This is a genomic window from Ideonella aquatica (genome assembly GCF_018069755.1).
GTDB lineage: Bacteria > Pseudomonadota > Gammaproteobacteria > Burkholderiales > Burkholderiaceae_C > Ideonella > Ideonella aquatica.
The window spans coordinates 396,560-422,224 of record NZ_JAGQDE010000001.1; the positions used below are offsets into that span (position 1 = coordinate 396,560).

Annotated in this window: 19 protein-coding genes and 1 tRNA gene; 12 read left to right on the plus strand and 8 right to left on the minus strand. The window is 69.8% G+C overall.

Annotated elements, in window-relative coordinates:
* Window positions 1-25: 25 nt before the first annotated feature.
* A complete protein-coding gene (locus KAK06_RS01805) occupies window positions 26-1,294 on the minus strand; it encodes a glycosyltransferase (protein WP_210800031.1) in 1,269 nt (422 codons plus the stop codon).
* Window positions 1,295-1,561: 267 nt separating this feature from the next.
* Between KAK06_RS01805 and KAK06_RS01810 the strand changes: the two genes are divergently transcribed.
* From KAK06_RS01810 to KAK06_RS01820, 3 genes are all read left to right on the plus strand, one after another.
* Window positions 1,562-2,800: a DUF5666 domain-containing protein gene (locus KAK06_RS01810; RefSeq protein WP_210800033.1), complete on the plus strand. Its 1,239-nt coding sequence runs from the start codon at window positions 1,562-1,564 to the stop codon at window positions 2,798-2,800.
* 101 nt (window positions 2,801-2,901) lie between these two features.
* Window positions 2,902-3,786, plus strand: coding sequence for a DUF6502 family protein (locus KAK06_RS01815; protein WP_210800035.1), 885 nt, complete (start codon window positions 2,902-2,904; stop codon window positions 3,784-3,786).
* Window positions 3,787-3,809: 23 nt separating this feature from the next.
* Window positions 3,810-4,982, plus strand: a complete 1,173-nt coding sequence (locus KAK06_RS01820; RefSeq protein ID WP_210800037.1) for a DUF5666 domain-containing protein — start codon at window positions 3,810-3,812, stop codon at window positions 4,980-4,982.
* A gap of 45 nt (window positions 4,983-5,027) precedes the next feature.
* Here KAK06_RS01820 and argH read toward each other — a convergent pair whose 3' ends face one another.
* The gene (gene argH / locus KAK06_RS01825) at window positions 5,028-6,458 is read right to left on the minus strand and encodes an argininosuccinate lyase (RefSeq protein WP_210800038.1); all 1,431 of its coding nucleotides are present in this window, start codon (window positions 6,456-6,458) and stop codon (window positions 5,028-5,030) included.
* A gap of 58 nt (window positions 6,459-6,516) precedes the next feature.
* Between argH and KAK06_RS24470 the strand changes: the two genes are divergently transcribed.
* The 3 genes from KAK06_RS24470 to KAK06_RS01840 are packed head-to-tail and all read left to right on the plus strand — an operon-like array spanning window position 6,517 to window position 9,556.
* Entirely contained in the window at window positions 6,517-7,581 is a 1,065-nt protein-coding gene (locus KAK06_RS24470) for a sensor histidine kinase (protein ID WP_210800040.1), read from the plus strand.
* Window positions 7,582-7,583: 2 nt separating this feature from the next.
* The gene (locus KAK06_RS01835; RefSeq protein WP_210800042.1) at window positions 7,584-8,354 is read left to right on the plus strand and encodes a LytR/AlgR family response regulator transcription factor; all 771 of its coding nucleotides are present in this window, start codon (window positions 7,584-7,586) and stop codon (window positions 8,352-8,354) included.
* A complete protein-coding gene (locus KAK06_RS01840) occupies window positions 8,351-9,556 on the plus strand; it encodes a hypothetical protein (protein WP_210800043.1) in 1,206 nt (401 codons plus the stop codon). Before KAK06_RS01835 ends, KAK06_RS01840 begins: the two co-directional genes overlap by 4 nt.
* Here KAK06_RS01840 and ppc read toward each other — a convergent pair whose 3' ends face one another.
* Window positions 9,557-12,406, minus strand: a complete 2,850-nt coding sequence (gene ppc / locus KAK06_RS01845; RefSeq protein ID WP_210800045.1) for a phosphoenolpyruvate carboxylase — start codon at window positions 12,404-12,406, stop codon at window positions 9,557-9,559.
* A gap of 79 nt (window positions 12,407-12,485) precedes the next feature.
* Between ppc and hemC the strand changes: the two genes are divergently transcribed.
* From hemC to KAK06_RS01870, 5 genes are all read left to right on the plus strand, one after another.
* Window positions 12,486-13,436, plus strand: a complete 951-nt coding sequence (hemC, locus tag KAK06_RS01850) for a hydroxymethylbilane synthase (protein ID WP_210800047.1) — start codon at window positions 12,486-12,488, stop codon at window positions 13,434-13,436.
* Entirely contained in the window at window positions 13,433-14,239 is an 807-nt protein-coding gene (locus KAK06_RS01855) for a uroporphyrinogen-III synthase (protein ID WP_210800048.1), read from the plus strand. Before hemC ends, KAK06_RS01855 begins: the two co-directional genes overlap by 4 nt.
* Window positions 14,240-14,327: 88 nt before the next feature.
* On the plus strand, window positions 14,328-15,350 hold the full coding sequence (locus tag KAK06_RS01860; RefSeq protein WP_310741013.1) for a uroporphyrinogen-III C-methyltransferase: 1,023 nt from the start codon (window positions 14,328-14,330) through the stop codon (window positions 15,348-15,350).
* 3 nt (window positions 15,351-15,353) lie between these two features.
* A complete protein-coding gene (locus tag KAK06_RS01865) occupies window positions 15,354-16,601 on the plus strand; it encodes a heme biosynthesis HemY N-terminal domain-containing protein (RefSeq protein ID WP_210800052.1) in 1,248 nt (415 codons plus the stop codon).
* A gap of 106 nt (window positions 16,602-16,707) precedes the next feature.
* Window positions 16,708-16,784 (plus strand) — tRNA-Arg (locus tag KAK06_RS01870).
* 40 nt (window positions 16,785-16,824) lie between these two features.
* Here the strand turns inward: KAK06_RS01870 and KAK06_RS01875 are convergent.
* The 5 genes from KAK06_RS01875 to KAK06_RS01895 all read right to left on the minus strand — a co-directional run bounded on the left by KAK06_RS01875 (window position 16,825) and on the right by KAK06_RS01895 (window position 21,145).
* Window positions 16,825-17,895, minus strand: coding sequence for a tyrosine-type recombinase/integrase (locus KAK06_RS01875; RefSeq protein ID WP_210800053.1), 1,071 nt, complete (start codon window positions 17,893-17,895; stop codon window positions 16,825-16,827).
* Entirely contained in the window at window positions 17,892-18,293 is a 402-nt protein-coding gene (locus KAK06_RS01880) for a hypothetical protein (protein WP_210800055.1), read from the minus strand. Before KAK06_RS01880 ends, KAK06_RS01875 begins: the two co-directional genes overlap by 4 nt.
* Window positions 18,290-19,432: a hypothetical protein gene (locus KAK06_RS01885; protein WP_210800057.1), complete on the minus strand. Its 1,143-nt coding sequence runs from the start codon at window positions 19,430-19,432 to the stop codon at window positions 18,290-18,292. Before KAK06_RS01885 ends, KAK06_RS01880 begins: the two co-directional genes overlap by 4 nt.
* Window positions 19,433-19,434: 2 nt before the next feature.
* The gene (locus KAK06_RS01890) at window positions 19,435-20,301 is read right to left on the minus strand and encodes a phage integrase N-terminal domain-containing protein (RefSeq protein ID WP_210800058.1); all 867 of its coding nucleotides are present in this window, start codon (window positions 20,299-20,301) and stop codon (window positions 19,435-19,437) included.
* A 643-nt stretch (window positions 20,302-20,944) separates the two neighbouring features.
* Window positions 20,945-21,145 carry a hypothetical protein gene (locus KAK06_RS01895; RefSeq protein WP_210800059.1) on the minus strand — a complete coding sequence of 67 codons (201 nt, stop codon included), beginning with the start codon at window positions 21,143-21,145 and terminating at the stop codon, window positions 20,945-20,947.
* Window positions 21,146-21,589: 444 nt separating this feature from the next.
* Here KAK06_RS01895 and KAK06_RS01900 point away from each other — a divergent pair, with 444 nt between their 5' ends.
* Window positions 21,590-25,393 (plus strand): DEAD/DEAH box helicase, encoded by a 3,804-nt coding sequence (locus KAK06_RS01900; RefSeq protein WP_210800061.1) that lies wholly within the window; start codon window positions 21,590-21,592, stop codon window positions 25,391-25,393.
* Window positions 25,394-25,665 lie beyond the last annotated feature (272 nt).

A 25,665-nucleotide genomic window follows, 5' to 3' on the forward strand; every position in this document is an offset into this window, starting at 1 on the left:
ACCGGTTTGCGGCGAGCGGCGCGGTTCAGCGCATCGCGGCGTCCACCACGTCGGCCGCGGCAGCGCTGGCGTGCTCCCCGTCCGGCAGCGTGGCCGCCAGGGTCAGGCAGTGCGCGCGCAGCGCGGCATCGGTCCGCAGCGTCTGGATCTGCCGCGCCAGCCGGCCGACGCCGGCGGTGGGCGGCAGCACCCGCGCCACACCCAGGCGCTGCAGGCGCGCGGCGTTGTCGACATGGTCGAAGGCCCAGGGCACCAGCAACTGCGGCACGCCCGCCGCCAGCGCCAGCGCGGTGGTGCCCACGCCAGGGTGGCTGACCAGCAACTCGGCGTGCGGCAGCACGGCGCGCAGCGGCAGTTGCACGGCGTGGCGGCAATCGCCGGGCCAGCAGGCATCGGCCGGCGCCGGGCCCAGCAGCAGCAGCGGGCGGCCCAGGCGCTCGGCCGCCTGGGCCAGGCGGTGCTGCCAGGCGCTGGCCTGCCACATCGCGCTGCCAGCCAGCCCGACGATCGGCCGGCGCTCGACCAACCAGTCGGCCCAGCCCGCGGGCAAGGGTGCATTGGCCGGGTGGCCATCGAACAGCGTGAAGCCGGTGCACTGCAGGCGCCGTGTCCACGGCGGGCCGGCCCAACCCTCGGGGAACAGGCCCAGCAGCGGGCCCGGGCTGGCCAGCTGGCGGCTGATCAGTTGGCGCGCGGGCAGCGCGGGCAGGTCCCAGGCTTGGCGCAGCGCCGCCCAGCCGGGGTCCAGCAGCGGATCCAGCCAGGTGCGCTCGGCCCAGCGCCAGGCTGGCGCGCGCCAGGTGGCGGGCAGGGCACGCAGCCAGGCGGCGCCCGGCAGGTGCGGGAAGTCGTGCGGATTGAACAGCCAGGCCGGCGCGCCGTGGGCGGTCACCCAGGGCAGGCGCCAACGTTCGGCCGCGAGGCGCGCGCCCAGGGCCAGCGTGCTGCCCAGCAGCAGGGGTCGGGCGCCGGCGCGTACCAGCGGATGCAGCGTGGCCAGCGTGGCCTGTGCGGCGCTCAGGGCCATCGGCCACAGGGCCTGCGCGGCGCGGGCAGGCAGCCACAGTGCTGGATCGGCCAACAGCGCGTGTTCCTCGTCAGCGCTCAGCAGCGGCGAGACGGCCAGGCCCAGCGCTGACAGCGGGGCCTGCTGCGAGGTCGGGCACAGCATCCGCACCCGTCGGCCGCGGCGCTGCAGCGCCAGCGCCACGGCGGCCAGCGGCAGCACATCACCACGGGAGCCGACGGCCACCACCACCACCTCAGGCAGCGGGTCTGCGCAGGGTGCTGTCATGGGGCGGGCCCGGTCATGGTCGGCATTGTAGGAACGCCCGGCACGGCGGGTGGCCGCCGCGGTCCGCATCGAAAGACCATCCCAGGATACAGGTCTTTGGTGATGCCTCTTGAAAAGTGCAAACAGCACATTTATTATTCAAGCACGCTGATTCACAGCGCTACCACCGGCTCCCGGGCCGGATCCAGGTTCAGGCATCGGGCAGGGATGCAGGAATCACCATTCAGCCAGCGTGCCCCGCAGGGGTACTGGCATGAGGAGTGACTCATGGTCCGCATCGCATCCCGTTCTTCCGTTCCTGCCGCTGCTCGTCGGCAATTCCTGGGTCGTCTCAGCGCCCTCACCCTCAGCCTGGGCCTGGCGGCCTGCGGCGGCGGCGGTGGCGGCGGCGGCAACGACGACTCCGGCAACACCGGCGGCTCGAATCCCGCCGTCTCATTCACCTCGGGCGTGATCAGTGGCTTCGGCTCGATCATCGTCAACGGCGTGCGCTTTGACGACAGCGCCGCCACCGTGCTCGATGACAAGGGGGGCCGACTCTCCCGTGACGACCTGCGCCTGGGCGCCCAGGTCGAGATCGAGGGCGGCTCGATCGACCGTGCCAGCGGCCGCGCCACGGCGCTGACCATCCATGTCGGCAGCGAGCTCAAGGGCCGCGTGACCGCCGTGAACCCGGGCGCTCAAAGCCTGAGCATGCTGGGTCAGACCGTGCTGATCACCTCCACCACGGTGTTTGACGACAGCCTGGGTGGCGGCCTCTCGGCCATCAGCGTGGGCCAGTTGCTCGAGGTGTATGCACGCTACGACGCGTCGCAGGGGGCCTACATCGCCACCCGCATCGAGCGTGAGGGCAGCAGCAGCGAGTTCAAGCTGCGCGGTGTGGTGTCGTCGCTGGACACCTCGACCCAGACCTTCCGCATCGGCAGCGCCGTCATCAACTACGCCGCCGTCACCAGCGTCCCGACCACCCTGGCCAATGGCGCCTGGCTGCGGGTGCGCGTGCAGCCGACCCAGGTGGCGGGCCAGTGGGTGGCCACCGCGCTGGAGGACGGTCGCCACCGCTCGGGTGACGACCGCTCGGAGACCGAGGTCAAGGGCTTCATCACGGCCTGGACCTCGGCCACGCGGTTCAGCGTTGACGGCATGCCGGTCAATGCCGACAGCGCCGAGTTCAAGGACGGCCGCTCGGTCATCGTGCTGGGCGCCTTCGTCGAGGTCGAGGGTGCGCTGCGCGACGGCGTGCTGGTGGCCCGCGAAGTCAAGCTCGAGGACGACGACGACGGCCACCATGGCGAGGACTTCGAGTTGCACGGCCAACTCTCCGGCCTGGACACCGTCAACCAGCGCTTCACGCTGCGCGGCGTGAGCGTCGATTACAGCCAGGTCAGCGAATGGCGCGACCTGAGCGAAGCGTCGCTGGTGGACGGCCTGCGCGTAGAGGTCAAGGGCGGCCTGTCGTCGGACGGCAACACGCTGATGGCCTGGCGCATTTCGCGCGAAGACTGAACCGCATCCCCGTCACCTCGATGGGATAGCCCCAAGCGGCCCGTGGGTCTGTGTGTAATTCGCACATTTCCACGGGCTTGGCGGTAAGATCTCACTTGCCCATGAGCCAGGAACTCCCCGACGAACTGCCGGCCGACCAGCAGGCCATGCTGGAAGCCGCCAACGCCACGCTGCTGCCGCTGGCCCGGCTGGCCGTGGCGCGCGGCGTGCATTTCGGTGTCATCGAGGAGCGCCTCAAGCAGGCCTTCGTGCAGGCCGCCCGCGAGGCCAATCCGGGTACCCAGCCGCACCGCCAGGTCAGCCGCGTCAGTGCCACCACCGGCATCAACCGCCGCGAGGTCACCCGCCTGATCCACGGCCAGTTGCAGCAGGCCCGGCCACGCCGGCCGGTGGCGGCCGAGATCTACCTGCATTGGCAGATCGACCCCGACTACCGCGACCGCCAGGGCCAGCCGGCCACGCTGCCGCGCCAGGGCGCCAAGCCCAGCTTCGAGACGCTGGCGCGGGAGATCACCTCCGATGTCCACCCGCGCAGTCTGCTGGACGACATGGTGCGCCTGGGCTACTGCCGGCTGGTCGAGGACGGCGCCAAGGTCGCCTTCGTGCGCGATGGCGCGGTGCCCACCAACGACCTGCCGCGCCTGATCCGGGTGCTTGGCGACAACGTCGGTGCGCACTTCATGGCCGCAGTCGAGAACGCGCTGCGCGACGACAAGCCCTTCTTCGAGCGGGCCCTGGTGGCGCACGAGGTGCCAGCGTCGGCTGTGCCCGAGGTCAAGCGCCTGGTGTCCGAACACTGGGCCGAGTTCCGGGGTCGCGTGGTGCCGGCGCTCGAACGCCTGATCGACGAAGGCGCCAACAGCGATGAGCCGCGGCGACGCCTGCTGCTGGGCATCTACCATCATGACGCGACCGAGACGCCCCCGCCGGCGCCCGCTACCATGCCTTCGGAGCCGCCCGCCGACCCATCGGCCCCGGCGCGCTGAGGCATCGCACAGAAAGTCCGACCATGAACCTTCTTCATCCCTTCCCGCTGCGCCGCGCGCTGGCCGCGGCGCTGGGCAGCCTGGCGCTGCTGGTGGCCTGCGGCGGCGGTGTGTCCGAACAGGGCACCGGTACGCAGCCGGTGTATGCCTCGGGGCCGATCAGCGGCTTCGGCTCGGTCATCGTCAATGGCGTGCGCTATGACGACACCGGCGTCACCGCCAAGGACGACAGCGGTGCCAGAGTGGACCTGTTGCTGGGCATGGTGGTGCAGATCGATGGCGAAAACCTCGACCGAAGCACCACGCCGCTGCCCACCGCTACCGCCAAGGCGATCACCGTGGTCAGCGAATTGCTGGGCCGGGTGGATGCGCGCGACGACGTGGCCGGCACGCTGACCATCCTGGGTCAGACCGTGTCCATCCTGCCGACGCCGGCCACCGACCGTGCCGTCGCCGTGGGTGACCTGGTCGAGGTCTACGGCCTGTACGACGTGGCCAACCAGCGCTACACCGCCACCCGCATCCAGCACCGCTCCGGCGTCAGCGCGCTGCGGCTGCATGGCAAGGTCGGCAGCGTGGGCAGCAACAGCTTCACCGTGGGCGGCGCCACCATCCGCTTCACCACCGCCCCCGACGGCCTGGCGGTGGGCGCGGTGCTGCGGCTGAAACTGGCCACCACGCCGGTGGCGGCCAACACCTGGACCCTGGTGAGCGCCCAGACCTCGACCGCCAAGGTGCCCGCAGACGACACCGAGGTGGAGGTCGAGGGTGTGATCTCCAGCTACACCTCGCTGTCCAGCCTGGTGGTGCAGGGCATCACGATCGATGCCAGCGGGGCCCGGCTCGAAGGCGGTACCACCCTGACAGCGGGCATGACGATCGAGGCCGAAGGCGTGATGCAGGGCGGCGTCCTGCGGGCCACCAAGGTCGAGATCAAGCAGGACGAGGACGGCGGCGGCGGTGGCGGCACCGAGCCCACCGAGGTGGAGATCACCAGCGCCATCGCCAGTGTGAACACCGCGAGCAAGACCCTGGTGTTGAGCAAGGGCGCGCAGAAGGTGGACTACTCGACCGCGCGCTTGAAGGAGGGCCTGCTTGAGTCGCAGCTCGTGGCCGGCCTGCGCATCGAGGTCAAGGGCGTGCTGTCCAGCGACGGCAGCACCGTGCTGGCCTCGGAGATCAAGGTCGACGACTGATCCCCGGGCGCTGCCCGGCGGCGCCGAACCCGGCGCCGACCGGGCTCAGCCCAGGCGTGCCAGGTGCCGCTCGATCTGGGCGCGTGCCTGCTCGGGTGCCGTGCCACCCAGTGTGCGGCGCGCGTCCATCGAGCCGCGCAGCGTCAGCACCTCGAACACATCCTCGCCAATGCGGGCGTCAAAGCCCTGCAGCGTGGCCAGCGGCAGCTCGGCCAGGTCCAGGCCGGCGCGCAGGCCTTCCTTCACCGCATGGGCCACGACCTCGTGGGCATCGCGGAAAGGCAGGCCCTTCTTGACCAGGTAGTCGGCCAGGTCGGTGGCGGTGGCGTAGCCGCGCAGCGCGGCGGCCTGCATGGCCTCGGCTTTCACGGTGAGTCCACCGCTGCGCGAGCCATCGGCCGCCAGCTCGCCACCCACCATTTCGGCCATGATGCGCAGCGTGTCCTTGACCGTGTCCACGGTGTCGAACAGCGGCTCCTTGTCTTCCTGGTTGTCCTTGTTGTAGGCCAGCGGCTGGCCCTTCATCAGCGTGATCAGGCCCATCAGGTGGCCCACCACGCGGCCACTCTTGCCGCGCGCCAGCTCGGCCACGTCGGGATTGCGCTTCTGCGGCATGATCGACGAGCCGGTGCAGTAGCGATCACTCAGGTTGATGAAGCCGAAGTTCTGGCTCATCCACAGCACGATTTCTTCCGCCAGGCGCGAGACGTGCACCATCACCAGGCTGGCGAAGGCGCTGAACTCGATCGTGAAGTCGCGGTCGCTGACGGCGTCCAGGCTGTTCTGGCACACGGCCTCGAAGCCCAGCGTGCGGGCCACGCGCTCGCGGTCCAGCGGGTAGCTGGTGCCGGCCAGCGCGGCGGCGCCCAGCGGCAGGCGGTTGACCCGCTTGCGCAGGTCGGCCAGGCGTTCGGCGTCGCGGGCAAACATCTCCACATAGGCCAGCAGGTGGTGCGCAAAGCTCACCGGCTGCGCCACCTGCAGGTGGGTGAAGCCCGGCATCACGGTCTCGGTGTTCTGCGCGGCCACCGCCACCAGGGCGCGCTGCATGTCGGCCAGCAGCTCGGCGATCTGGTCGATCTCGCCGCGCAGCCACAGGCGCACGTCGGTGGCCACCTGGTCGTTGCGGCTGCGGCCGGTGTGCAGGCGCTTGCCGGCATCGCCCACCAGCTGGGTCAGGCGGGCCTCGATGTTCAGGTGCACATCCTCCAGCTCGAGCTTCCACTCGAAGGCACCGGACTCGATCTCGGCGCGGATCTGCGCCATGCCGCGCTGAATGTCGGCCAGGTCCTGGGCGCTGATCACGCCCTGGGTGGCCAGCATCTCGGCGTGGGCCAGGCTGCCGTCGATGTCGGCGGCCCACAGGCGCTTGTCAAAGAACACGCTGGAGGTGTAGCGCTTGACCAGCTCGCTCATCGGCTCCGAGAACAGGGCCGACCAGGCCTGGGATTTCTTGTCGAGTTGGTTGCCGCTCATCGTGCCACGGGGAGTTCGGGGAAAACGCGCATTCTACGAACCGGGCGAGAATCCGCGCGTGAGCACCGCCCCCGACACCGGACACAGCACGTTGTTCGACGACCTGCGCGACGCGGTCGAAGCCGGCGTCAGCGCGGCCGAGCCGGCCTCGCTGGGGCCGCTGTGCCGCGTCGGCATGGTGCTGCGGGCGCTGCTGGTGGCGGTGAGCGTCACGGCCATCGGGCTGGCTTTCAGCCATCCTCGTCCGCTCGACTGGGCGCTGGCCATGGGCTCCTGGGCCCCGTGGGTGGTGCCATCGACCTTGCTGTGGCTGCTGCTGGCCTGTGCGGCCGGCCAGTTGCTGGCGCAGCGGCGGCCGGACTGGGTGGCCCCGTTGCAGGCGCTGGCCGGAGCGCTGGCGGCGGCACTGGTGTGGTTGGTGCTGGACCAGTGGCGCCTGGCGCCTCGTCCGTCCACGCTGCTGGCGCCGGCACTGGCCGGCGGCGCGCTGGCACTGCTGATGGTGCGCACGGTGCGCTGGCGCGAGCGGGCGCGTCTGCCGGCCACTGCTGCCGCGCAACTGGCTGACCTGCAGACCCGCATCCGTCCGCACTTCCTGTTCAACACGCTGAACACCGCGATCGCACTGGTGCAGCACGACCCGCGCCGCGCTGAAGAGGTACTGGAAGACCTGGCCGAGCTGTTCCGCGCCACGCTGGGCACGCTCAACCGCGCCTCCACGCTGGCCGAAGAGGCCGAACTGGCGCGCCGCTACCTGTCGATCGAGGAGCTGCGCTTCGGCGCGCGCCTGTGCGTGCGCTGGGACCTGGACCCCAATGCCGCTTCGGCGCGCCTGCCCACGCTGGCGCTGCAGCCGCTGGTGGAGAACGCGGTGCGCCACGGTGTGGAGCCGGCCGCGCGCGGCGGCACGATCGAGGTGCGCAGCCGTCGCCGGCGCGACCGCGTGCTGCTGTCGGTCACCAACACCGTGCCGGTGGACGCCCCGCCCCGCCCGGGGCACGGCATCGGTCTGGCCAGCGTGCGCGAGCGCCTGCGCCTGCTGCATGACCTGGACGCCGACCTGCACAGCGGCATCATCGAGGACGGCCGCTGGCGGGTGAGCCTGTCGCTGCCGGCGGAGTGAACATGCCCGACACCGTGTTGACCGTGCTGATCGTCGACGACGAGCCCTTGGCCCGCATGCGCCTGCGCGGCCTGCTGGCCGACGCCACCCAGCCTCGGCTGCAGGTGCTGGCCGAGGCTGGGAGCGCCGCCGAAGCCCTGCACGCGCTGGCCCGTCAGCCGGTGGACCTGGTCCTGCTGGACATCCACATGCCCGGCCTGGATGGCTTGGGCCTGGCCGAGCGGCTGCGCGAGCAGCAACCGGCGCCGGCCGTGGTCTTCGTCACCGCCCATGCCGAGCACGCGCTGCGCGCTTTCGAGCTGGAGGCGGTGGACTACCTGACCAAGCCGGTGCGCCGCGAGCGATTGGCCCAGGCCGTGCAGCGCGTCGCGGCGCGACGCGGTCAACGTCCCGTCCCCACGGCGCCGGTCGATGAGCGGCCCATGCTGGTGGTCAGCGACCGCGGCCGCGTGCTGCGCATCCCGCTGTCGGAACTGGTGTACCTGCGCGCCGAGATGAAGTACGTCACGCTGCGCACGCGCTCGCACAGCTATGTGCTGGACGACTCGCTGGGTGAGCTGGAGCAGCGCCTGGGCGAGGCGGTGATCCGCATCCACCGCAGTGTGCTGGTGGCGCGCCAGGCGGTGCGGGCGCTGGCCCGCCATCCGCTGGACACTGGTGAGGACACCGGCGAGGGCTGGGCCGTGCAGGTTGAGCCCACCGGCGAGTGGCTGCCGGTGTCGCGGCGCCAGTTGTCGGCCGTGCGGGATGCGCTGGCCGGCGGGGCGGCGTGAAGCGTCGCTGGGTGGGCGTCGGCGCCGGCCTGGCCATCGGGCTGTGGCTGCTGTGGATGCGGTGGCCCGAGGCCATGCCGGCGGTCACGGACCAGGCGGTGCCAGCGGCCTCCCAGGCTGTCGCGCCAAGGGTGCCCTCGGCGTCCACCGCGGGGGTCAGAGCCGCCCGTGGCGAAGTCGCTGATCCAGTCGATCCTGAGCTGCCGGCGCTGGGACCGGCTTGCGGCTACGGCCCCTGGCTGGGCGACGACGCGCTGCCCGATGCCGTCGCCCGGGCCCGCGTCGACCGGGCGCTGGGCCGGCAAGTGGTGAGCACATTGCAGCAATCCTCATCCGAGCTGGACCAGGCGGTAGGCTGGTGGCTGGCGTCCACGCCCTTCAATGTCATCGAGCCCGCCTTGCAGGACTGCACGGGCCGAGGCTGTCAGACGGCCCTTCAGCAAGCGCAAGAGCGCGTCGAGCGGGCGGCGCCCCGGCGTGACCAGGCCTCGGAGAAACTGTTGAGCCTGGCCCAGGCCAGCCAGGATCCCGCGGTGGTGGCGTTGGCCCTGAGCCAGTGCGCATCGGCGCCGCAGCCACCGGCCTGTCGGGCTGAGCTGTCGGCGCGTTGGGTGGCGCTGGAGCCCGACAACGCGGCGGGATGGCTGGCGCAGGCTCAGGTGGCCCAGGAGGCCGGTGACCCGGCTGGCGTGGTGGTCGCCTTCCACCAGGCCACTCAGGCGGCGCACAACCGTCCCCCCAGCGCCTGGGTGGCCCGCCATGTGGTCGCGCTGCTGCCCGCCGAGTGGCAGGGCCTGCCGCGCCTGAGCCTCCAACTGCAGTTGCTGGGCAGTGTCGCCAGGCTGCAGGGTCCGAATGCGGCGATGTTCGAACACTGCCGGGACGCCGGAGCCGCCGGGCAGGCCAATCGCCAGCAGGCCTGCGAGCGCCTGGCCGAGCGCCTGCTGCGCGATGCGCCGGATCTGTTGTCGTGGGCCGTGGCCACCGGCTTGGGGCGCCAGGCGCGCTGGCCCGCAGAGCGCCTGGCGGCCCTGAAGGCCGAGCGCGAGCAACTGGAGGCGCTCTTCAACCCCCTGAGGCTGGAACACCCCCCGGGCAGCCCCGGCGAGTGCCGCGCGCATCAGCGCGGCAGCGCCTGGCTGGAGCGCAGTGTGCAGATGGGCGAGCTGGCCCACCTGCGATCGCTGCGGCCCTCGGACTGATCAGCCGGTGTTGCGCAGGCCGGCCGCGATGCCGTTGATCGAGAGGTGGATGCCGCGGCGCACGCGCTCGGCGTGCGGGTCGGTGTCGCGCTGCTTGCGGTAGCGCCGCATCAGCTCGACCTGCAGGTGGTTCAGCGGGTCCAGATAAGGGAAACGGTGCTCGATCGAGCGCGCCAGCGCGGGGTTGCTCTGCAGGCGCGCGGCTTCGCCGGTGATCAGTGACAGGGCTTCGGCGGTGCGGTCCCACTCGGCCTTGACGGCGGTGAAGATCTTCTTGCCCAGGCGCTTGTCCTCGACCAGCTCCACATAGCGCGCGGCAATCCGCAGGTCGCTCTTGGCCATCACCATGTCCAGGTTGGACAGCAGGGTGCGGAAGAAGGGCCACTGGCGCACCATTTTCTGCAGCAGCTCCAGGCGCTGGGCGCGGGCCTTGGGCTCCTGGCCCAGGTAGGCATCGACGGCCGAGCCGAAGCCGCACCAGCCTGGCAGCGCCACCCGGCATTGGCCCCAGCTGAAGCCCCAGGGAATGGCACGCAGGTCCTCGATCGCGCGGGTGGCCTTGCGCGAGGCCGGGCGCGAGCCGATGTTGAGCTCGGCGATCTCGCGGATCGGCGTGGCGGCGAAGAAGTAGTCGGTGAAGCCCGGGGTCTCGTAGACCAGCGCGCGGTAGGCCGCCATGCTGGCCTGGCTGAGCGCCTCGGCGGCCTCCAGGAAGGCCTTGGGCGCGGCCTTGGTGGGGTGCAGCAGCGTGGCTTCCAGCGTGGCGGCCACCAGGGTCTCCAGGTTGCGCCGGCCGATCTCGGGGTGGGCGTACTTGGAGGCGATCACCTCGCCTTGCTCGGTCAGGCGGATCTGGCCGTTGACCGTGCCGGGGGGCTGGGCCAGGATGGCCTGGTAGCTGGGGCCGCCGCCGCGGCCCACGGTGCCGCCGCGGCCATGGAACAGGCGCAGGCGGATGCCATGCTCGGCCGACATCGCGCTGAACTGCTCGACCAGCGCGATCTCGGCGCGGTAGAGCTCCCAGTTGCTGGTGAAGAAGCCGCCGTCCTTGTTGCTGTCGGAGTAGCCCAGCATCACGTCCTGTTCGCCGCCGCTGCGGCGGATCAGCGCCGCCACGCCAGGCAGCGCATAGAACTCGCGCATGATGTCGGGTGCATGGCGCAGGTCGGCGATGGTCTCGAACAGCGGCGAGACGATCAGGTCGGCCACCACGTCGTCCTCGCCCAGCACGCCGCGCAGCAGGCCGGTTTCCTTCTGCAGCAGCAGCACCTCGAGCAGGTCGGAGACGGTCTCGGTGTGGCTGATGATGTAGTGGCGGATGGCCTCGGGGCCGAAGCGGGCGCGGCCTTCGGCGGCGGCTTCGAAGATGGCCAGCTCGCCCTGGGCCAGCGCGGAGTACTCGGCGGCGCGCACCCGCAGCGGGCGGGCATCGCCCAGCAGGCGCAGCAGCAGCGCCCGGCGGGCGGCTTCGTCCAGCGCGGCGTAGTCGGGCTCGATGCGGGCCAGCTTCAGCAGTTCAGCCACCACCAGCTCATGCTGGTCGGAGCTTTGCCGCAGGTCCACCGTGGCCAGGTGGAAACCGAAGACCTGCACCGCGCGGATCAGTGGCGCCAGCCGCGGCGCCACCAGTGCCTGGGCGTGGTGGCTGCGCAGCGAGGCCTCGATCACCCGCAGGTCGGCCAGGAACTCGTCGGCGTTGAGGTACGGGTTCTGCGGCGCCACCGCATGGCGCAGCGCCTCGGTGCCGGTGAGCTCGTGCAGCGTGGCGGCCAGGCGGGCGTACATGCCGATCAGCGCGCGGCGGTAGGGCTCGTCCTCGCGGTGGGGGTTGCGGTCGGGCGAGCGCTCGGCCAGCGCCTGCATCTCGGGGGTGACCGGCGACAGGATGTTCGAGATCGACAGCTCGGCGCCCAGCGTATGCACCTCGGTCAGGTAGTGGCGCAGCGCGGTCTCGCCCTGGCGGCGCAGCGCCAGGCGCAGGGTGTCGGCGGTGACATTGGGATTGCCGTCGCGGTCGCCACCGATCCAGTGGCCCATGCGGAAGAAGCCGGGCACCGCGTGACCGGGCAGGGCCTGTTCGATCTCGCGGTACATGCGCGGGATCTGGCGCAGGAAAGTGGCGTGGTAGTAGCTGAGCGCGTTCTCGATCTCGTCCGAGACGGTGAGCTTGGCGTAGCGCAGCATGCGGGTTTGCCACAGCTGCGTCACGCGGGCGCGGATCAAGTCTTCGTTCTCCTGGCGCTCGGCCTCTGAGTGCAGCGCGTCGCGGCGCTCGATCAGCTGGGCGATGGCGCGCTCGGCGTCGAGGATGGAGGTGCGCTGCACCTCGGTCGGGTGGGCGGTGAGCACCGGCGAGATGTAGGCCTGCTGCAGCGCTTCGGCAATGTCGGCGGCGCGGTGATCGGCGCGGGCGAGCTTCTCGAAGCAGTGGGCCAGCGAGCCCTCCTGGTGGGTGCCGGCGGCCTCATGGACTTCGCGGCGGCGCACGTGGTGGCGGTCCTCGGCGATGTTGGCCAGGTGCGAGAAGTAGCTGAAGGCGCGGATCACGCTGACCGTCTGGTCAGCCGACAGGTTCTTCAGCAGGCGGTCCAGCACCCGGCCGGCCGAGGCGTCCTTCTTCAGCCGGAAGGCCACCGACAGCTGCCGCACCCGCTCGATCAGGTCGAAGGCGGCGCGGCCTTCTTGCTCGCGGATCACGTCGCCCAGGATGCGGCCAAGTAACCGGATGTCCTCCATCAGGGGCTTGTTCTTGCTGGCGGCGTCGCCGTCCTGCGTGCTCCTTCCCTGTGCAGACGGCACGGTCTTGGTGCGCTTGGGGCGGCTGGCGGTGCGTTTTTCGGCGCGGGGCATGGACGACTCCGAATGAAGTAACCAAGTTACCAATCGGCAATCGTAGCAGGAGTGGTGCCAGCGCGGATAATCCGCCAACATGAATTCTTCTCAACCCGACACCGTCGTCATCGCCACCCGCGAGAGCCGCCTGGCGCTGTGGCAGGCCGAACATGTGCGCGACCGCCTGGCGGCCGAGCTGTCGCTGAAGGCCGAGCTGCTGGGCATGACCACCCGCGGTGACCAGATCCTCGATCGCAGCCTGTCCAAGGTGGGCGGCAAGGGCCTGTTCGTCAAGGAGCTGGAAACCGCGCTGGAAGACGGCCGCGCCCGCCTGGCGGTGCACTCGCTGAAGGACGTGCCGATGGACCTGCCGGCCGGCTTCGTGCTGGCCGCCATCCTGGAGCGCGAAGACCCGCGCGACGCCTTCGTCTCCAGCCGCTACGAGGACGTCGACGCGCTGCCCCAGGGCGCCTGCGTCGGCACCTCCAGCCTGCGTCGCGTGGTGCAACTCAAGGCCCTGCGGCCCGACCTGCGCATCGAGCCGCTGCGCGGCAACCTCGACACCCGGCTGCGCAAGCTCGATGAAGGCGGCTACGACGCCATCGTGCTGGCGGCGGCGGGCCTGAAGCGCCTGGGCCTGGGCGAGCGCATCCGCGCCGTCTTCAATGAGCAGCGCATGATCCCCGCCGCCGGCCAGGGCGCACTGGGCCTGGAGGTGCGCGAGGACGATGCCGCGCTGCGCCAGGCGCTGCAGGCCTTCATCCACACGCCCACCTGGCTGGCCACGCATGCCGAGCGCGCGGTATCGCGCGCCCTGGGCGGTAGCTGCTCGGTGCCGCTGGCTGCGCACGCCGTGGTGACCGCTGGCCAGATGCAACTCGACGTGGCCCTGGGCAACGCCGCCGATCCGTCGCAGCCGCTGCTGCGCGCCCGCCTGAGCGGCCCGGTGGCCGACACCGCAACCGCCGAGGCGCTGGGCCAGGCGGCTGCTGCGCAGCTGCGCCAACAGGGCGGCGACGCCTACCTGGCCGCCGGCGCGGCGGCATGAGCCCGGCGCCCGCCGGGCCGCTGCTGCTGGTCACGCGGCCTGAGCCCCAGGCCAGCGACTGGGTGCGGCGCCTGCAGGCGCTGGGCCTGCGCGCGCGGGCCTTGCCGCTGCTGGCCGTGGGGCCGGCGCCCGATCCGGCGCCGCTGCGGGCAGCGCGTCAGGCGCTGGTGCCCGGCGCGTTGGTGATGTTCGTCAGCCCCAACGCCGTGCTGCAAAGCGCCGCGGCGGGTTTCTTTGACGGGGCCTGGCCCGACGGCGTGCGCGCCGGCGCGACCGGCCCGGGCACGGTGCGGGCGCTGCGCGACCAGGGCGTGGCGGCCGAGGCCATCGTCGCGCCCGCGGCCGATGCCGCCGCCTTCGATTCCGAGCACCTGTGGCAACAGCTGTCGCGCGAGGACTGGCGCGGCCGCCCGGTCTGGATCGTGCGAGGAGAGGGCGGCCGCGACTGGTTTGCCGACACCGCCCGCGCCGCCGGCGCCCAGGTGCAACTGGTGCAGGGCTATGCGCGCGGCGCGGCCCGCTGGACCCCCGAGCAGCAGCAGGGGCTGGCCGACGCATTGGCCGCGCCGCAGGCGCATTGCTGGCTGTTCAGCAGCAGCGAGGGTCTGGAGTATCTGGCGGCCGCCGCGCCCGGTGCCGACTGGTCACGCTCGCGCGGCCTGGTGACGCATCCGCGCATCGCCGCCGCGGCACAGTTGCTGGGCCTGGGTGAGGTGCAACTGATCGGTGTGGGCGTCGAGGCGGTGGCGCAGGCGCTGGCCCAGGGGCGGTCGATACAATCGACGCCCAATGGCGAGCCCTGATCCCCAGTCCCCCGAGACCCCGGCCCAAGCCCCTGTGTCGGCTGCGGCGCCGCTTGCGCCGCCGGCAACACCGGCCCCCGTACAGACCGTGCCTTGGCGGTCGCTCGGCCTGGCCGCCGTGGGCGCCGCCAGCGTGGCTGCCGCGGTGCTGGCCTGGAACACCCAGCAGCGCGTGAAACAGCTCGAGCAGGAGCTGGTGCGCCGTCAGCAGGGCAGCCAGGATCTGGCCACCGAAGCCCGACTCTTGGCCCGCCAGGCGCAGGAGGCGGGCACCGAGCTGCAAGGCAAGCTGGGCGTGCTCGAAGCCCGCGTGGCCGAGACCGCACTGCAGCGCAGCCAGGTCGAGGAGCTGATGCAGTCGATGTCGCGCTCGCGCGACGAGAACGTGCTGGCCGACCTCGAGGCCTCGCTGCGCGTCGCGCTGCAACAGTCGGCGATCACCGGCAGCGCCGAGCCACTGGTGGCCGCGCTGAGACAGGCCGACGAGCGCCTGGCCCGCTACAACCAGCCACGCATGGAGCGTGTGCGCCGCGCCGTGGTGCGTGACCTGGAACGCGTGCGCGCCGCCCAGGTGGTGGATGTGCCCGCGCTGGCCGTGCGCCTGGACGAGGCGGTGCGCCAGGTCGACGATCTGCCGCTGCTGACCACACCCGACCGGCGCGCGCCTGGCCACCCGGCGGCCAGTGCGTCTGCGGCCACACCGGCGGCGCGGGCCTCGGCGCCCGAGCTCGACGGTGTCGCCTGGCGTGAGGTCTGGAATCGCTTCAGTGCCGCGGTCTGGCTGGAGGCGCGCTCGCTGCTGAGGGTCACGCGTATCGATCGCCCCGAGGCGGCGCTGATGTCGCCCGAGCAGGGCTTCTTCCTGCGCGAGAACCTCAAGCTGCGGCTGCTCAATGCTCGGCTGTCGCTGCTGTCGCGCCAGTTCGATCTGGCCCAGGCCGACCTGGCTCAAGCCCAGCAGATGCTGGAGCGCTACTTTGACCGCAGCTCGCGCCGCGTGCAGTCCACCAGCGAACTGGCCCGCCAGGTGGCCCAGCAGGCCCGCCAGGTCAGCCTGCCGCGGCCCGAAGAAACGCTGGCGGCGCTGGCCGCTGCCGTGGCAGGACGCTGATCGATGCGTTCGCTGATCTGGCTGGTGTTGATCTTCACCGTGGCCGTGGTGTCGGCCACCGTGCTGGGTCGCAATGATGCGCTGGTCTCGGTCTTCTATGACCAGTGGCGCCTGGACCTGTCACTGAACCTGTTCCTGCTGCTGTTGCTGGGTGCCGTGCTGCTGACCTTTGCCGCGCTGCAGGCCGCCAGTGGTCTGCTGAGCCTGCCGGGACGGGCGCGTGAGTGGCGCCTGCTCAAACGCGAACGCGCCGCCCACGCCGCGCTGCGCGAAGCCTGGCGCGAGCTGCTGGCCGCCCGCTATGCGCGCGCCCAACGGGCCGCGCAGCGTGCGCTGGAGCTGCAGGCCGAGGTTCCGGAGCTGAAGGACGACGTTGGGTTTTCGGTGCTGGCCCAGATGGCGGCGGCCAGCGGCCAGCATCGCCTTCAGGACCGCCGGGGTCGCGACGAGCGTGTGCGCCAGACGCTGGCGCTGGTCAAGGAGGGCAAGCTGCCCGGCGCGGCCGCCGACGGCGTGCAACTACTGGCTGCCGAGTGGGCCCTGGATGACCGCGACGCAGCGCGCAGCCTGGCGCTGCTGGGCGAGCTGCCGCCGGGCGTGGCCCGCCGTACACAGGCGCTGCGCCTGCGTCTGCAGGCGGCGCGGCTGAAGCGCCAGCCGCTGATGGCTCTGCAGACCGCGCGCCTGCTGGCCAAGCACCAGGGCTTCTCGGCCGAGGCTGCGCGCTCGCTGCTGCGCTCGCTGGCCATCGAGGCACTGGAGGTCGGCTACGACCTTCAGCAACTGCAGCAGGTCTGGCAGGCGCTGGACGCCAGCGAGCGCGCCGACGCCTGGGTGCTGGCCCGCGCCGCCCGCCGCGCCTGTGACCTGGGCCACCCCGAGCAGGGCCGCCAGTGGCTGCAGTCCGCCTGGGACCAGATCGCCCGCCTGGAGCCCGACGCGCGCAAGGAACTGTCGCTGGCCCTGGTGGCCTGCGCCGCGGGCGCCGGCACCGATTGGCTCAACCGCGTGGAAACCGCCCTGGCCCGCCACGGCCACGAGGCCCCGCTGGTGGCCGCTGCCGGCGCCGTCTTCGCCGAGCGCCAGCTGTGGGGCAAGGCCCGCCGGCCGCTGGAACAAACGGCCGCCGCCGACGACTTGCCTGCCCGTGTGCGCCGCGACGCCCTGCGCCGCCTGGCCCAACTGGCCCGCGAACAGGACGACGAGACCACCGCCGCCCGCCACGAGCAGCGCGCCGCGCAACTCGACTGAGCGCCAATCAGCAGGCAGCTTGCCAACGCAGAAAAAAGCCTGCTATACTGCTAGCTTCTGCAGACGGCAAGCGGCTCTTACCAAAGAGTCATGCGCTGAGTGCAATGCGGCTGTAGCTCAGTTGGATAGAGTACTTGGCTACGAACCAAGGGGTCGTGGGTTCGAATCCTGCCAGCCGCGCCAGAATTTGCGTTCTAGATCAACGGGTTAGATGCTTCGGCGTCTAGCCCGTTTGTCTTTGGTCTGGGGACTTTTCGGGGACTTTCTCCCCACGTCCCTCGCGTTGTCGCTCCTCATGCTCGCGCCGCAGCGTGGCCAGGCTCTTGTTCCAGCGTCCGCTGTCCTCGCGGATCTTCTCCAGCGCGGCATGCAGCTCCACGATCTGCGCCACGCTGTAGTGCTGGGTCATCGAGCGGGTGCTGTGCCACAGCAGATCGGCCACCGTGCTTTCCGGCACGCCGCACTCCCGCAGCCGCATGCCCACGGTGTGCCGCAGGTCATGCACATGCAGGTCCCCTAGGCCCGCCTCCCTGCGGGCCCGTTGCCAGGCGGTGTTGCTCATCATCTGCACCGGCCGGTAGGGCATCTGCGCCGGCAGCGCCAGGTTCTTCACCCGCTCGCGCCGGTACACGAAGACGTAGTCCTCGTGCATGCCCCGCACCGACTCGATCACCTGCTGCGCCACGCTGTTGCACACCACCACCCGCGGTCGACGCCGGCCCTTCACGTGTTCGCGGGGGACCTCGAACAAGGAGATGCCCAGCTCCGGCACCTGGATCTCCCAGGCCCAGCGCAGGTTGCAGACCACGTCGTCACGCACACCGGTGTTCAGGACGAACAAGGCCATGCGCGCCAGGTGGGCTGGCAGGCGGGGCAACAGCTCGCGCTGCTCGCTCCAGGTGATCGGCCGGGGCTCGCGCTGATGGCCTACCAGCGGCAGCATCGTGATGGCCGGCGCATGCGTCAGCCAGGTGTTGCCGTTCTCGTCGCGCCAGTGGCGCGCTGCCAGGTTCAGGATGCGACGCACCACGCCCAGGCTGAGGTTGACCGTCTTGTGCGAGCGGCCCTGGGCCAGCCGGCGCCTGATGAAAGGTGCCAGCGTGCCGTCGTGCACCTGGTGCAGGCCCAGGTGACCGATGTCGGGCATGACCGCGTCCAGCAAATGCGACTCCGTGACGATGGTGGGTTTGCTCTGGTAGGTCAGCAGGTAGTGGGTGGCCGCCTCGTCAAAGCGACGCACAGCCCGCTCACCGTCGACCAGCACGGCACGCAGCCGCTCGGTCTGCCGGATCAACCAGTCCTGCGCTTGCGAATGCGTGCTGAAACGCTCGCGTAGTCGGTGTCCCCGGTACTGCTTGTCGACCTGCCAATAGCCGGCGGCGTCTTGGTAGAGTCCTCTTTGGCCCATGGATGTGCTCCTTTCTCCAGGCTGGGCCACTCATTCCTGGGGCCATTCTGCCTCTGCGATTCAGCGGGTGTCGACGGGCTGGCCGGGCCAGAGCGCTCAGCGGATTCCTGCAGCAGGGCGTCAAACAAGGCATCGAGCTGGTGCCGGTCGAAGATCAGGCAGGCGCCCTGGCGCATCGGCGTCAGCCGCGGGCGCCAATGGGTGTCGAAGGTCTTGCGCTTGACGCCGGCATACTCGATGGCGGCCAGGTAGCTCAGGCCGCGTGGCAGGGTGGGCCGGCTCATGGCTGCTCGGGCACGTCGCCGTGCAGGTCGCGCCAGCCCTTCATCACCGCCACCGCCTCCAGCGCTACGGGCAACTGCCGCGCCAACACGGCTTCGCGGGCCAGCCTGGCGCGCGGCGGCCAGGCGGCTGCGGCGGCGCGTTCGGCCCAGGCCAGCAGCTCGGCCTCGCTGGCCAGGTCCAGGCGCCGCTGCCACTGTGCGCGTGCTTGGGCTTCGGCCTGTGCGTCCCGCGTATCGCCGGGCTGCGTCACGGCCGGTGCCTGCTGCTGGCGGTGCTGCGCCTGCCTGCGCAAGGCCATGCGCAGCCCACCGCTGGGCTGGAAGGATCCGCCCTGCACAGCCGCCACCAAGCGACCCAGCCAGGCCACGGTGTCGCCGATCGGGGCCACCTGCCCCAGTGCAGCGCGTTCCATGCGGTCCGAGAACTCGTCTGCCACCCGCTGCTGGTCGTCGGCCGACAACTCGGCCACGCAGTGCTGCAACGTGGCGCGGTAGGGCTCGGCGGCGGTGGTGAGCGCCAGCGTCCTGGCCTCACCGCTGGTGTCGACAAGCACACCAAAACCCGCATCGTTCGCTGCGCCAGGAGAGTCGTCTCTCACCACCACCTCCACGTGGGGTGGGGTGGTCTTGAGAGATCTCTTGAAAGACATCTCTGTACAGTGGTCGGCGTCCACGCCACCCGCCGGTGGGGACGTGTGCTGCTGATCCACCGAGGCGCCCATCGTCGGTCGATCGGTGGCGCTGCCACCGGTGGGACGGCTGCTCTTCGCGGCGGCCAGCACCGCCTGCAGCCGTTCATGGTCGATCGCGAAGAAGTTGGTGCGGTCGCAGTGCTGCTTGCGGTGTTGCTCCACCAGCAGCACACCGCATTCGCGCAGCTGGCGAATCACCCGTTTGTGAGGGTCGATCGACAGCCCGATCGGTACGCGCTGCAGCAGGTCGCGCTGGTTCCAATAGACCCAGTAGCGGCCGTCGATCAGGCAGTCGGCATGGCGCCGGGGGTCTTGCGCCTTCAGCCCGGCAAAGTAGTGCAGCTGCTGCAGAAAGATGGCCGAGGCCGGGTCCAGGTAGCGCGCTACCGACGGCGACACAGCGATCAGCGGCTCGCCAGACAGCAGTGGGGTGTTAAGGCGTTCCATGCTCAGCGCCCCAGGTAGATCGCCACGATCTGCTCGCGCGCGTGGCCCAGCTCGAGCGAGATCTCCAGCCGCGCCCGTGCGTCGACAGACCGCTGCTCGCCACTGAGCTCGCGCCGTGTGGGCCCGCCGGCAGCCGGTGCCTTCCAGCCGGTCTTCGCCTCGTAGCGTTCCTGCGCGTACCGGTGCCGCAGACCATGCACGCCGTTGATGCCGGCCCTTTGGCACTGCGCGCGGAAGCTGGCCAGGTGCTCGCGGTAGGTCAGGCCCTCGGGAATCAGGCTGCCCTTTCCAGCCAGGTCCTTGGCCCGCTCCAGCACCTGCCGCTGCGCCTCGTTGACGATCGGCACCTCGCGCGGCCGACCGCCCTTGGTCCAGGAGCCCTGCAGCCTCAAGACGTTGCCGCCATCGGCCATGTCCGGCCGGATCTTCAGGGACTCTTCACGCCGCAGCCCAAAGGCTGCCTGCAGCGCCAGCGACGCCAGCACATGGGCCGAGCTCACGCGCTCCAGCTGCGCCTCGGTCAGTGACTTGGCTTTGTCCTCGTTGGTGACGTAGCTGCGTCGCTCCACGCCCAAGGTGGCGTTGTCGCGCGCTACCACATTGGCCTTGCCGACCTTCTCCGCCCACCAGCGCACCGCGGCCAGGCGGTTCTTGATGGTCGCAGCGGAGATGCCCGACTCGGTCCAGTGGCTCACCAGCGCGGCCACATGCTTCTCGCGCAGGTTGTCGGCGTGCAGGTCGCGGTAGCCCAGGCCATCCAGTTGGTTGGCGATCAGGCTCAGCATGCGCTCGCGGTTGGCCTGCGTGGCATGGCTGCCGTCGCGGTTGCGCGCCGACAGCTGGCGCAGCTGAAAGTTCAGGTTCTTCATCTCAGGCTCTTTCTCTGAACGTTTGCGTTTGGGGGGGGCGGTGTGTCTGCTTGGGTCAGTGTTTCTGGTCGTCCTGGCAGGCGTACCTGACCGGGACCTCTGCCGCAGCAGAGCGAAGACCTCCGGACACCACTCCGGTGGGGTACTGTTCGAATGGGCATTCGCCGCCGCAGTACGTACGGCATTGGCGGGCATGCGCCTTGGTGTGCGGCCCTTTTGGGGCCGACCCTGGTGACGCGCATACCAACCCCTGGAACGCGGGGTCAGCGGCCGTGCGGGTGCACGGCAAGACAGGCCTTGCGCCTGTCAGTTCAGAGATCAGAGAGCGAGCAGCTCTTCGTGGTGGAGCAGCTTGCGCAGCACGGCGCCAGCGCTCCAATCGGTCACGCAGTGGCGTCACGCAGCAGCCCAGACTGCCGCAGGGGGCGGAAAGGTCCAGCTGGCGCGGGGGTGGCGGCGGCGTCACTGGCAACGCCAGTGACGCCCCGCAAGCTGCGGCAGCCACCCGCGGTGGGCGCTGCCGTGTTCAGGAAGCCGCTTGAATCAGCGGCGACTGCGCCAGTCTGACCAGACCACCCACAGGGGTCCGGCCATCAGCGCCAGGAACGAGACATAGGCTGCGGCAATCAACCGCCAGGTGCTGTCATCCATGCTGCAGCTCCTTGCGAAGTTGCACAGCCACGTTGCTGGCCACCAGCCACAGCGGCAGGTACCAGATCATCAGCCAGCCGTCCTGGCGTTGCCAGGACAGGGCCACAAAGGCGAGCGCGTACAACAGCGCGACGCGATGGACCACACCAGCGAGAAAGTCGCGCTGGCGCAGATTGAGATGGATTGACATCATCTGCTGATCTCCTTGGGAATGGAGGAGACGCAGCAGAGCCCGCAGAGCAGGGGATGCTGGCATCCCCTGGGGGTGTGGAAGAGAAGAAAACCCCAGAACCAACGCCCATCTCGGGCCGTCGGTCCCACCGCTCTTTCGGGGGCCTATCGGTGTTTGGTTGCTCGCCAGAGGCGAGGCAGCTAACGCGCATCGATGATAGGAAACTCGACGCTTCAGCGCAAGCAGTTGGGCAGCGAAGCTCACTGCCAACATGCCGGGTGTTGCCCACCGCGCCGGCCGGCCGGTACGTCGCAGGCGCCGACCGGCCGGCGCCGTGGACAACCGCAGCGGCGACGTCGTATCCTGTTGTCGAGCCACCACTGCGCCTGCTCGTTCGCGAACGACAGCGCGTTGGCAGGGGGGCAGCTGAGACGCCGCAGGCGTCATCGCAAGGGAGATGTGTCCATGGCAACGGGCGGACAGCGCAAGGGCCCGGACGAGCAGTCCGCACCCGATGCCCGGCGTGACGCACTCGCTGCGCTGCAACTCTGGCTGACCTTCGAGTACCTCAGCCCGCAGAAGCCACCCCAGCCCCAGCTGGACAAGGACGTTGGCGTGTGGGAGCTGCCACCCGCCGACGAGGGTGACGAGCACATGCCTTGGGTTGCTCCTGACAAGATCAAGGCGCTGGACAGATTGTTCAAGGGCAAACGGCGGTTCATGCTGTTCGGTGGGATCGTCAGCGGTCCGGAGTTGGTCGAAACCGCGCGCGACCTGCTAGGCGCCCCGCCCATGGACTTCAGTGAGCAACGTCAGCCCGTCAATGCGGCGTCTTTCGTGATCCCTCTCGACGCGCGCGGCCAAGTGGCTGGGGACGTGTTTGTCAGCACAGTTCCATGGGCCATCGCGTGCATGCAAGCTGCGCAGCGCCAAGGCAGACGCTTTGACTTCTCAGGTTTCTTTGGCCCAGGGGGCGTGCAGGAACGGGTCAAACTGGCTGTGACCGATTTGCTGCGGACACGTCAGCTCATTCAGGACGAGGACGATGCGCCGTCCCCCGGTGCCGAAGCCGCATCGGAAACGAACGCGGAACCTGGCATCGACGCGACAGCGGGCGACCAGGATCCCTCGCTAGACAGCGGAGACGCCGCTGCCGAGCGACAAGCTGTGCGGCCCATCGACGCCGCCGACGTTCATGCCATTGCTGACATCGTCTTTGCTTCCACGGGCTGGCGGCCGACCCAATCTCAGCCTTGGATCATTCAAACGCTGCGCGCGTCTGCTAAGGACCAGGACAAGCGTCCCGACGATCCCCTCAACAGCTTCCACGCAGAGGAGCTGGAACGGGTGCAGGGCGAGTACACCGCAGGTCGCTGCGGGGCGACCCTGATCCAGTATCTGGAGGCGCCGGTCCACCCAAATCGCTGCGACCTGGACAGCTCGCGCGAGCACCTCGTGAATGGCGTGCATCCTCAACGCATGCCCAGGGCCTGTTGGCCCGGCGCGTTTCCGCTGGTCACGGCTCAGCAGTTCGCTGTCAACACCATCATGCGGGACCTGGAGGACGGCGGCCTCTTTTCGGTCAACGGGCCGCCGGGGACGGGCAAGACGACGCTGCTCAAGGATGTGCTGGCGGCCATCGTGTCTGACCGCGCCGATGCCCTGATGACCTTCTCAAGCCCGCTGGACGCTTTTGTGTCCAGGCTCAATGTCGAGAACCATGCCTATCCGGTCTGGAGACTCGATGATCGGCTGCGTGGCTTCGGCGTTGTGGTGGCGTGCAACGCCAACGGCGCCGCCGAGAACATCAGCAAGGACCTGCCCGGCCTGGGGGCGATCGACCGTGCGATAAACCTGGACTACTTTGCCGAGGTGGCTGATTCCCTGGGTCTGCCCCGAGACGCGACGCAGCGCCCGCTCAGGCGATGGGGCGCGGTGGCCGCTGTCCTCGGACGACAGGACAACCGTTTCGCATTCGCGACCGACTTCTGGGATGGTCGTCAGGATGAAAGTCGCAAGAAACCTGCGGACAAGCGCGAAACGGCACAGGACGATGAGCCCGAAGAACCGCCCGATCCGCTGCGACTGTTCACGCTGCAGGAGTGGGTCGACGCATTCGGCGGGACCGTTCCCTCGTGGTCCGAGGCCAAAGCGCAGTACGCTAAAGCGCGCCAGAGCGCCTGCGCCGCGTTGGCGCGAACTGCTCATCTGGCCGATGTGTTGGCGGCGACCGAAGTACTTCCGAAGCGGCTGGAAGAACAACAGGAGCGCCATCGGGAGCTCACCCGCAGACAGTCCGAGTTGGCCCATCAAGTGGCGGATGCCCAGGCCGAGGTGGCCACTTCCAGCGGCGATGTTCAGCGCACCGAGACGGTCCTTGTCGCGCTGCTTCGGCTGGTGCGGCAACAGGACGCCCTTCGTTCTGCGCAGGACCGGGTTGACCAGCTTCACCAACAGGCGCCCCGCCGGACGCTTGAGGCCTTGGACGACAGCGTGGCCAAGGAGGAACTGGCGCGAGCACGAATCCAGGAAGATCTCCAGGCCCACGCGTCCATGAAGCCCGGTGCCATCGCGGCCTTCTTCTGGCGAGGCAGGCAGCACCGCTGGGAATCGCGACAGGACGCATTGACGGCCGACCTGGACCACCGCCGTCGGCAGCTGGAACAGCTGGAAGAAGAGCGCGCCGGATTGATGCATTGGCAGCGCGAGCTGCGCGTGGCGACGGACCAGCTGACCGCAGCCCAGCACCAACTGGGTGTCGCACACGCCGCAGCGCGGTCGGCGTGCGGCGACACCATCGTGTCAACCCATGAGGCCAAGGCTCACTACAACGAGGCCAAGGCCCGGCTGGAACGGTCCTCGCAGGCCCTGGACGTCCTTCGGTCGAGGGCCGAGAAGACCACGGAAGCGCTCGACGCTGTCGCAGCTCAGCTGAAAGCGGACCGCGTGGCCCTGGCCGCCCATCGTGGTGCGTTGGATGCGGCGGGATGCTTCGACCAGGACGCCGCCGTCTGGCGTCTCCATGAGGCCCCCAGAGACGAACTGCACCGCACGGCACCCTACCAATCCGGGACCGAGTTGTTCCACGCCCGGCGCGCACTGTTTGCCGCAGCCTTGGATTTGCACAAGTCCTTCATCGTCCATGCGTGGCGCAAGCTGAAGCCGACGCTCTATGGTTCGATGGGGCTGATCAGTGGCCGCATTGGCGCCCACCAGGTGCACGGTGGACCGATGCCCTTGTGGGATACCTTGTTCCTGGTGGTGCCTCTGGTCTCAACCACCTTGGCCGCTTGTGCACGACTGTTCCGCGGCGTTGGCAGGGAGCAGCTGGCCTGGCTGTTGATTGATGAAGCGGGCCAGGCCGCGCCACAGCACTGCGTCGGGGCTTTGTGGCGGGCCCGGCGTGCCGTCGTTGTCGGCGATCCGCGGCAGTTGGAGCCGATTGTGGGGACGCCGGTCGAATTGGCCGACCCTTTGCGCGAACGGTGCGGTGCCCATGTGCGCTACATGCCGCCGACTGCATCGGCCCAGACCCTGGCCGATCGGTCCAACCAGTACGGGATGTACCTGCAAGACGACGGCCTTGGCGAGCCACTGTGGCTGGGCGCGCCCTTGCTGGTCCATCGCCGCTGCATTGAGCCGATGTTCTCCATCTCCAATGCCATCGCCTATGACAACAAGATGGTGTACGGCGCTGGCGTCGATCCTCCTGACCACGATGCGCCGACCAGCCAATGGCTGGACGCCTCGTCTGAGGGCCATGACGGACACTGGGTTGCGGGGCAGGCGGGGCGTGCTTTGCAAGCCATGCGCAAGCTCGTCGGGCGCCAACCCCGCGACGCAGATGGCAAGCCGCGCGCGTTCGTGATCACGCCCTATGTCGTCGTGGCCCGCAAGATGGTGGCATTGCTGGCCAAGGAGTACGGCCGGGATGTTGCGGCCGAGATGTGCGGTACGGTCCATACCTTCCAAGGCAAGGAAGCCGACTATGTCGTGCTTCTGCTGGGCGGTGATCCCCACAAGCCGGGCGCGATCTCGCACTACGCAGGCAAGAACCCCCAACTCCTCAATGTGGCGGTCACCCGCGCCCGCAAGCGCCTGTATGTTCTGGGTGACCGGGCGTTCTGGACCGGCGCTGGCGACATGCATGGTTACTTCCGGCGCATGGGACGGGTGCTGGACGAGCATCTTCGTTCCCACAGGAACCGATCAGCCGGTCAACCTACTGCGGAGGATCCCGCACTGGACCCAACTGGCCAGCGTGCCTAGTCGTTCGATGGATGGGAAAAGGTGTGGCTATCTCGGATCGGCACCGCGGTGCTACGAGTCAAGCTATTCGAACATGCCTATCCATCGAGGAGCGCAATGGGGCAGGCGATTGCTATCGTCTACACCTCGTAAGTTGTCCACCGCGCCGGCCGGCCGGTACGTCGTAAGCGCCCACCGGCCAGCGCCATGGACAACGGAAGTGGCACGACTGCGCATGCCCACCAAAGAGGCAGAGGCCCTCGCAGCCCTTCTCCTGCCCTTTCGCGGCCCTG

Coding starts and splice junctions, on each gene's coding strand:
- KAK06_RS01855 (WP_210800048.1), top strand. CDS start 13,433: ATGAGCCCGGCGCCCGCCGGGCCGCTGCTGCTGGTCACGCGGCCTGAG.
- KAK06_RS01885 (WP_210800057.1), bottom strand. CDS start 19,432: ATGGAACGCCTTAACACCCCACTGCTGTCTGGCGAGCCGCTGATCGCT.
- KAK06_RS01810 (WP_210800033.1), top strand. CDS start 1,562: ATGGTCCGCATCGCATCCCGTTCTTCCGTTCCTGCCGCTGCTCGTCGG.
- KAK06_RS01805 (WP_210800031.1), bottom strand. CDS start 1,294: ATGACAGCACCCTGCGCAGACCCGCTGCCTGAGGTGGTGGTGGTGGCC.
- KAK06_RS01890 (WP_210800058.1), bottom strand. CDS start 20,301: ATGAAGAACCTGAACTTTCAGCTGCGCCAGCTGTCGGCGCGCAACCGC.
- ppc (WP_210800045.1), bottom strand. CDS start 12,406: ATGCCCCGCGCCGAAAAACGCACCGCCAGCCGCCCCAAGCGCACCAAG.
- KAK06_RS01895 (WP_210800059.1), bottom strand. CDS start 21,145: ATGATGTCAATCCATCTCAATCTGCGCCAGCGCGACTTTCTCGCTGGT.
- KAK06_RS01820 (WP_210800037.1), top strand. CDS start 3,810: ATGAACCTTCTTCATCCCTTCCCGCTGCGCCGCGCGCTGGCCGCGGCG.
- hemC (WP_210800047.1), top strand. CDS start 12,486: ATGAATTCTTCTCAACCCGACACCGTCGTCATCGCCACCCGCGAGAGC.
- KAK06_RS01880 (WP_210800055.1), bottom strand. CDS start 18,293: ATGAGCCGGCCCACCCTGCCACGCGGCCTGAGCTACCTGGCCGCCATC.
- KAK06_RS01815 (WP_210800035.1), top strand. CDS start 2,902: ATGAGCCAGGAACTCCCCGACGAACTGCCGGCCGACCAGCAGGCCATG.
- KAK06_RS01835 (WP_210800042.1), top strand. CDS start 7,584: ATGCCCGACACCGTGTTGACCGTGCTGATCGTCGACGACGAGCCCTTG.
- KAK06_RS01865 (WP_210800052.1), top strand. CDS start 15,354: ATGCGTTCGCTGATCTGGCTGGTGTTGATCTTCACCGTGGCCGTGGTG.
- KAK06_RS01900 (WP_210800061.1), top strand. CDS start 21,590: ATGGCAACGGGCGGACAGCGCAAGGGCCCGGACGAGCAGTCCGCACCC.
- argH (WP_210800038.1), bottom strand. CDS start 6,458: ATGAGCGGCAACCAACTCGACAAGAAATCCCAGGCCTGGTCGGCCCTG.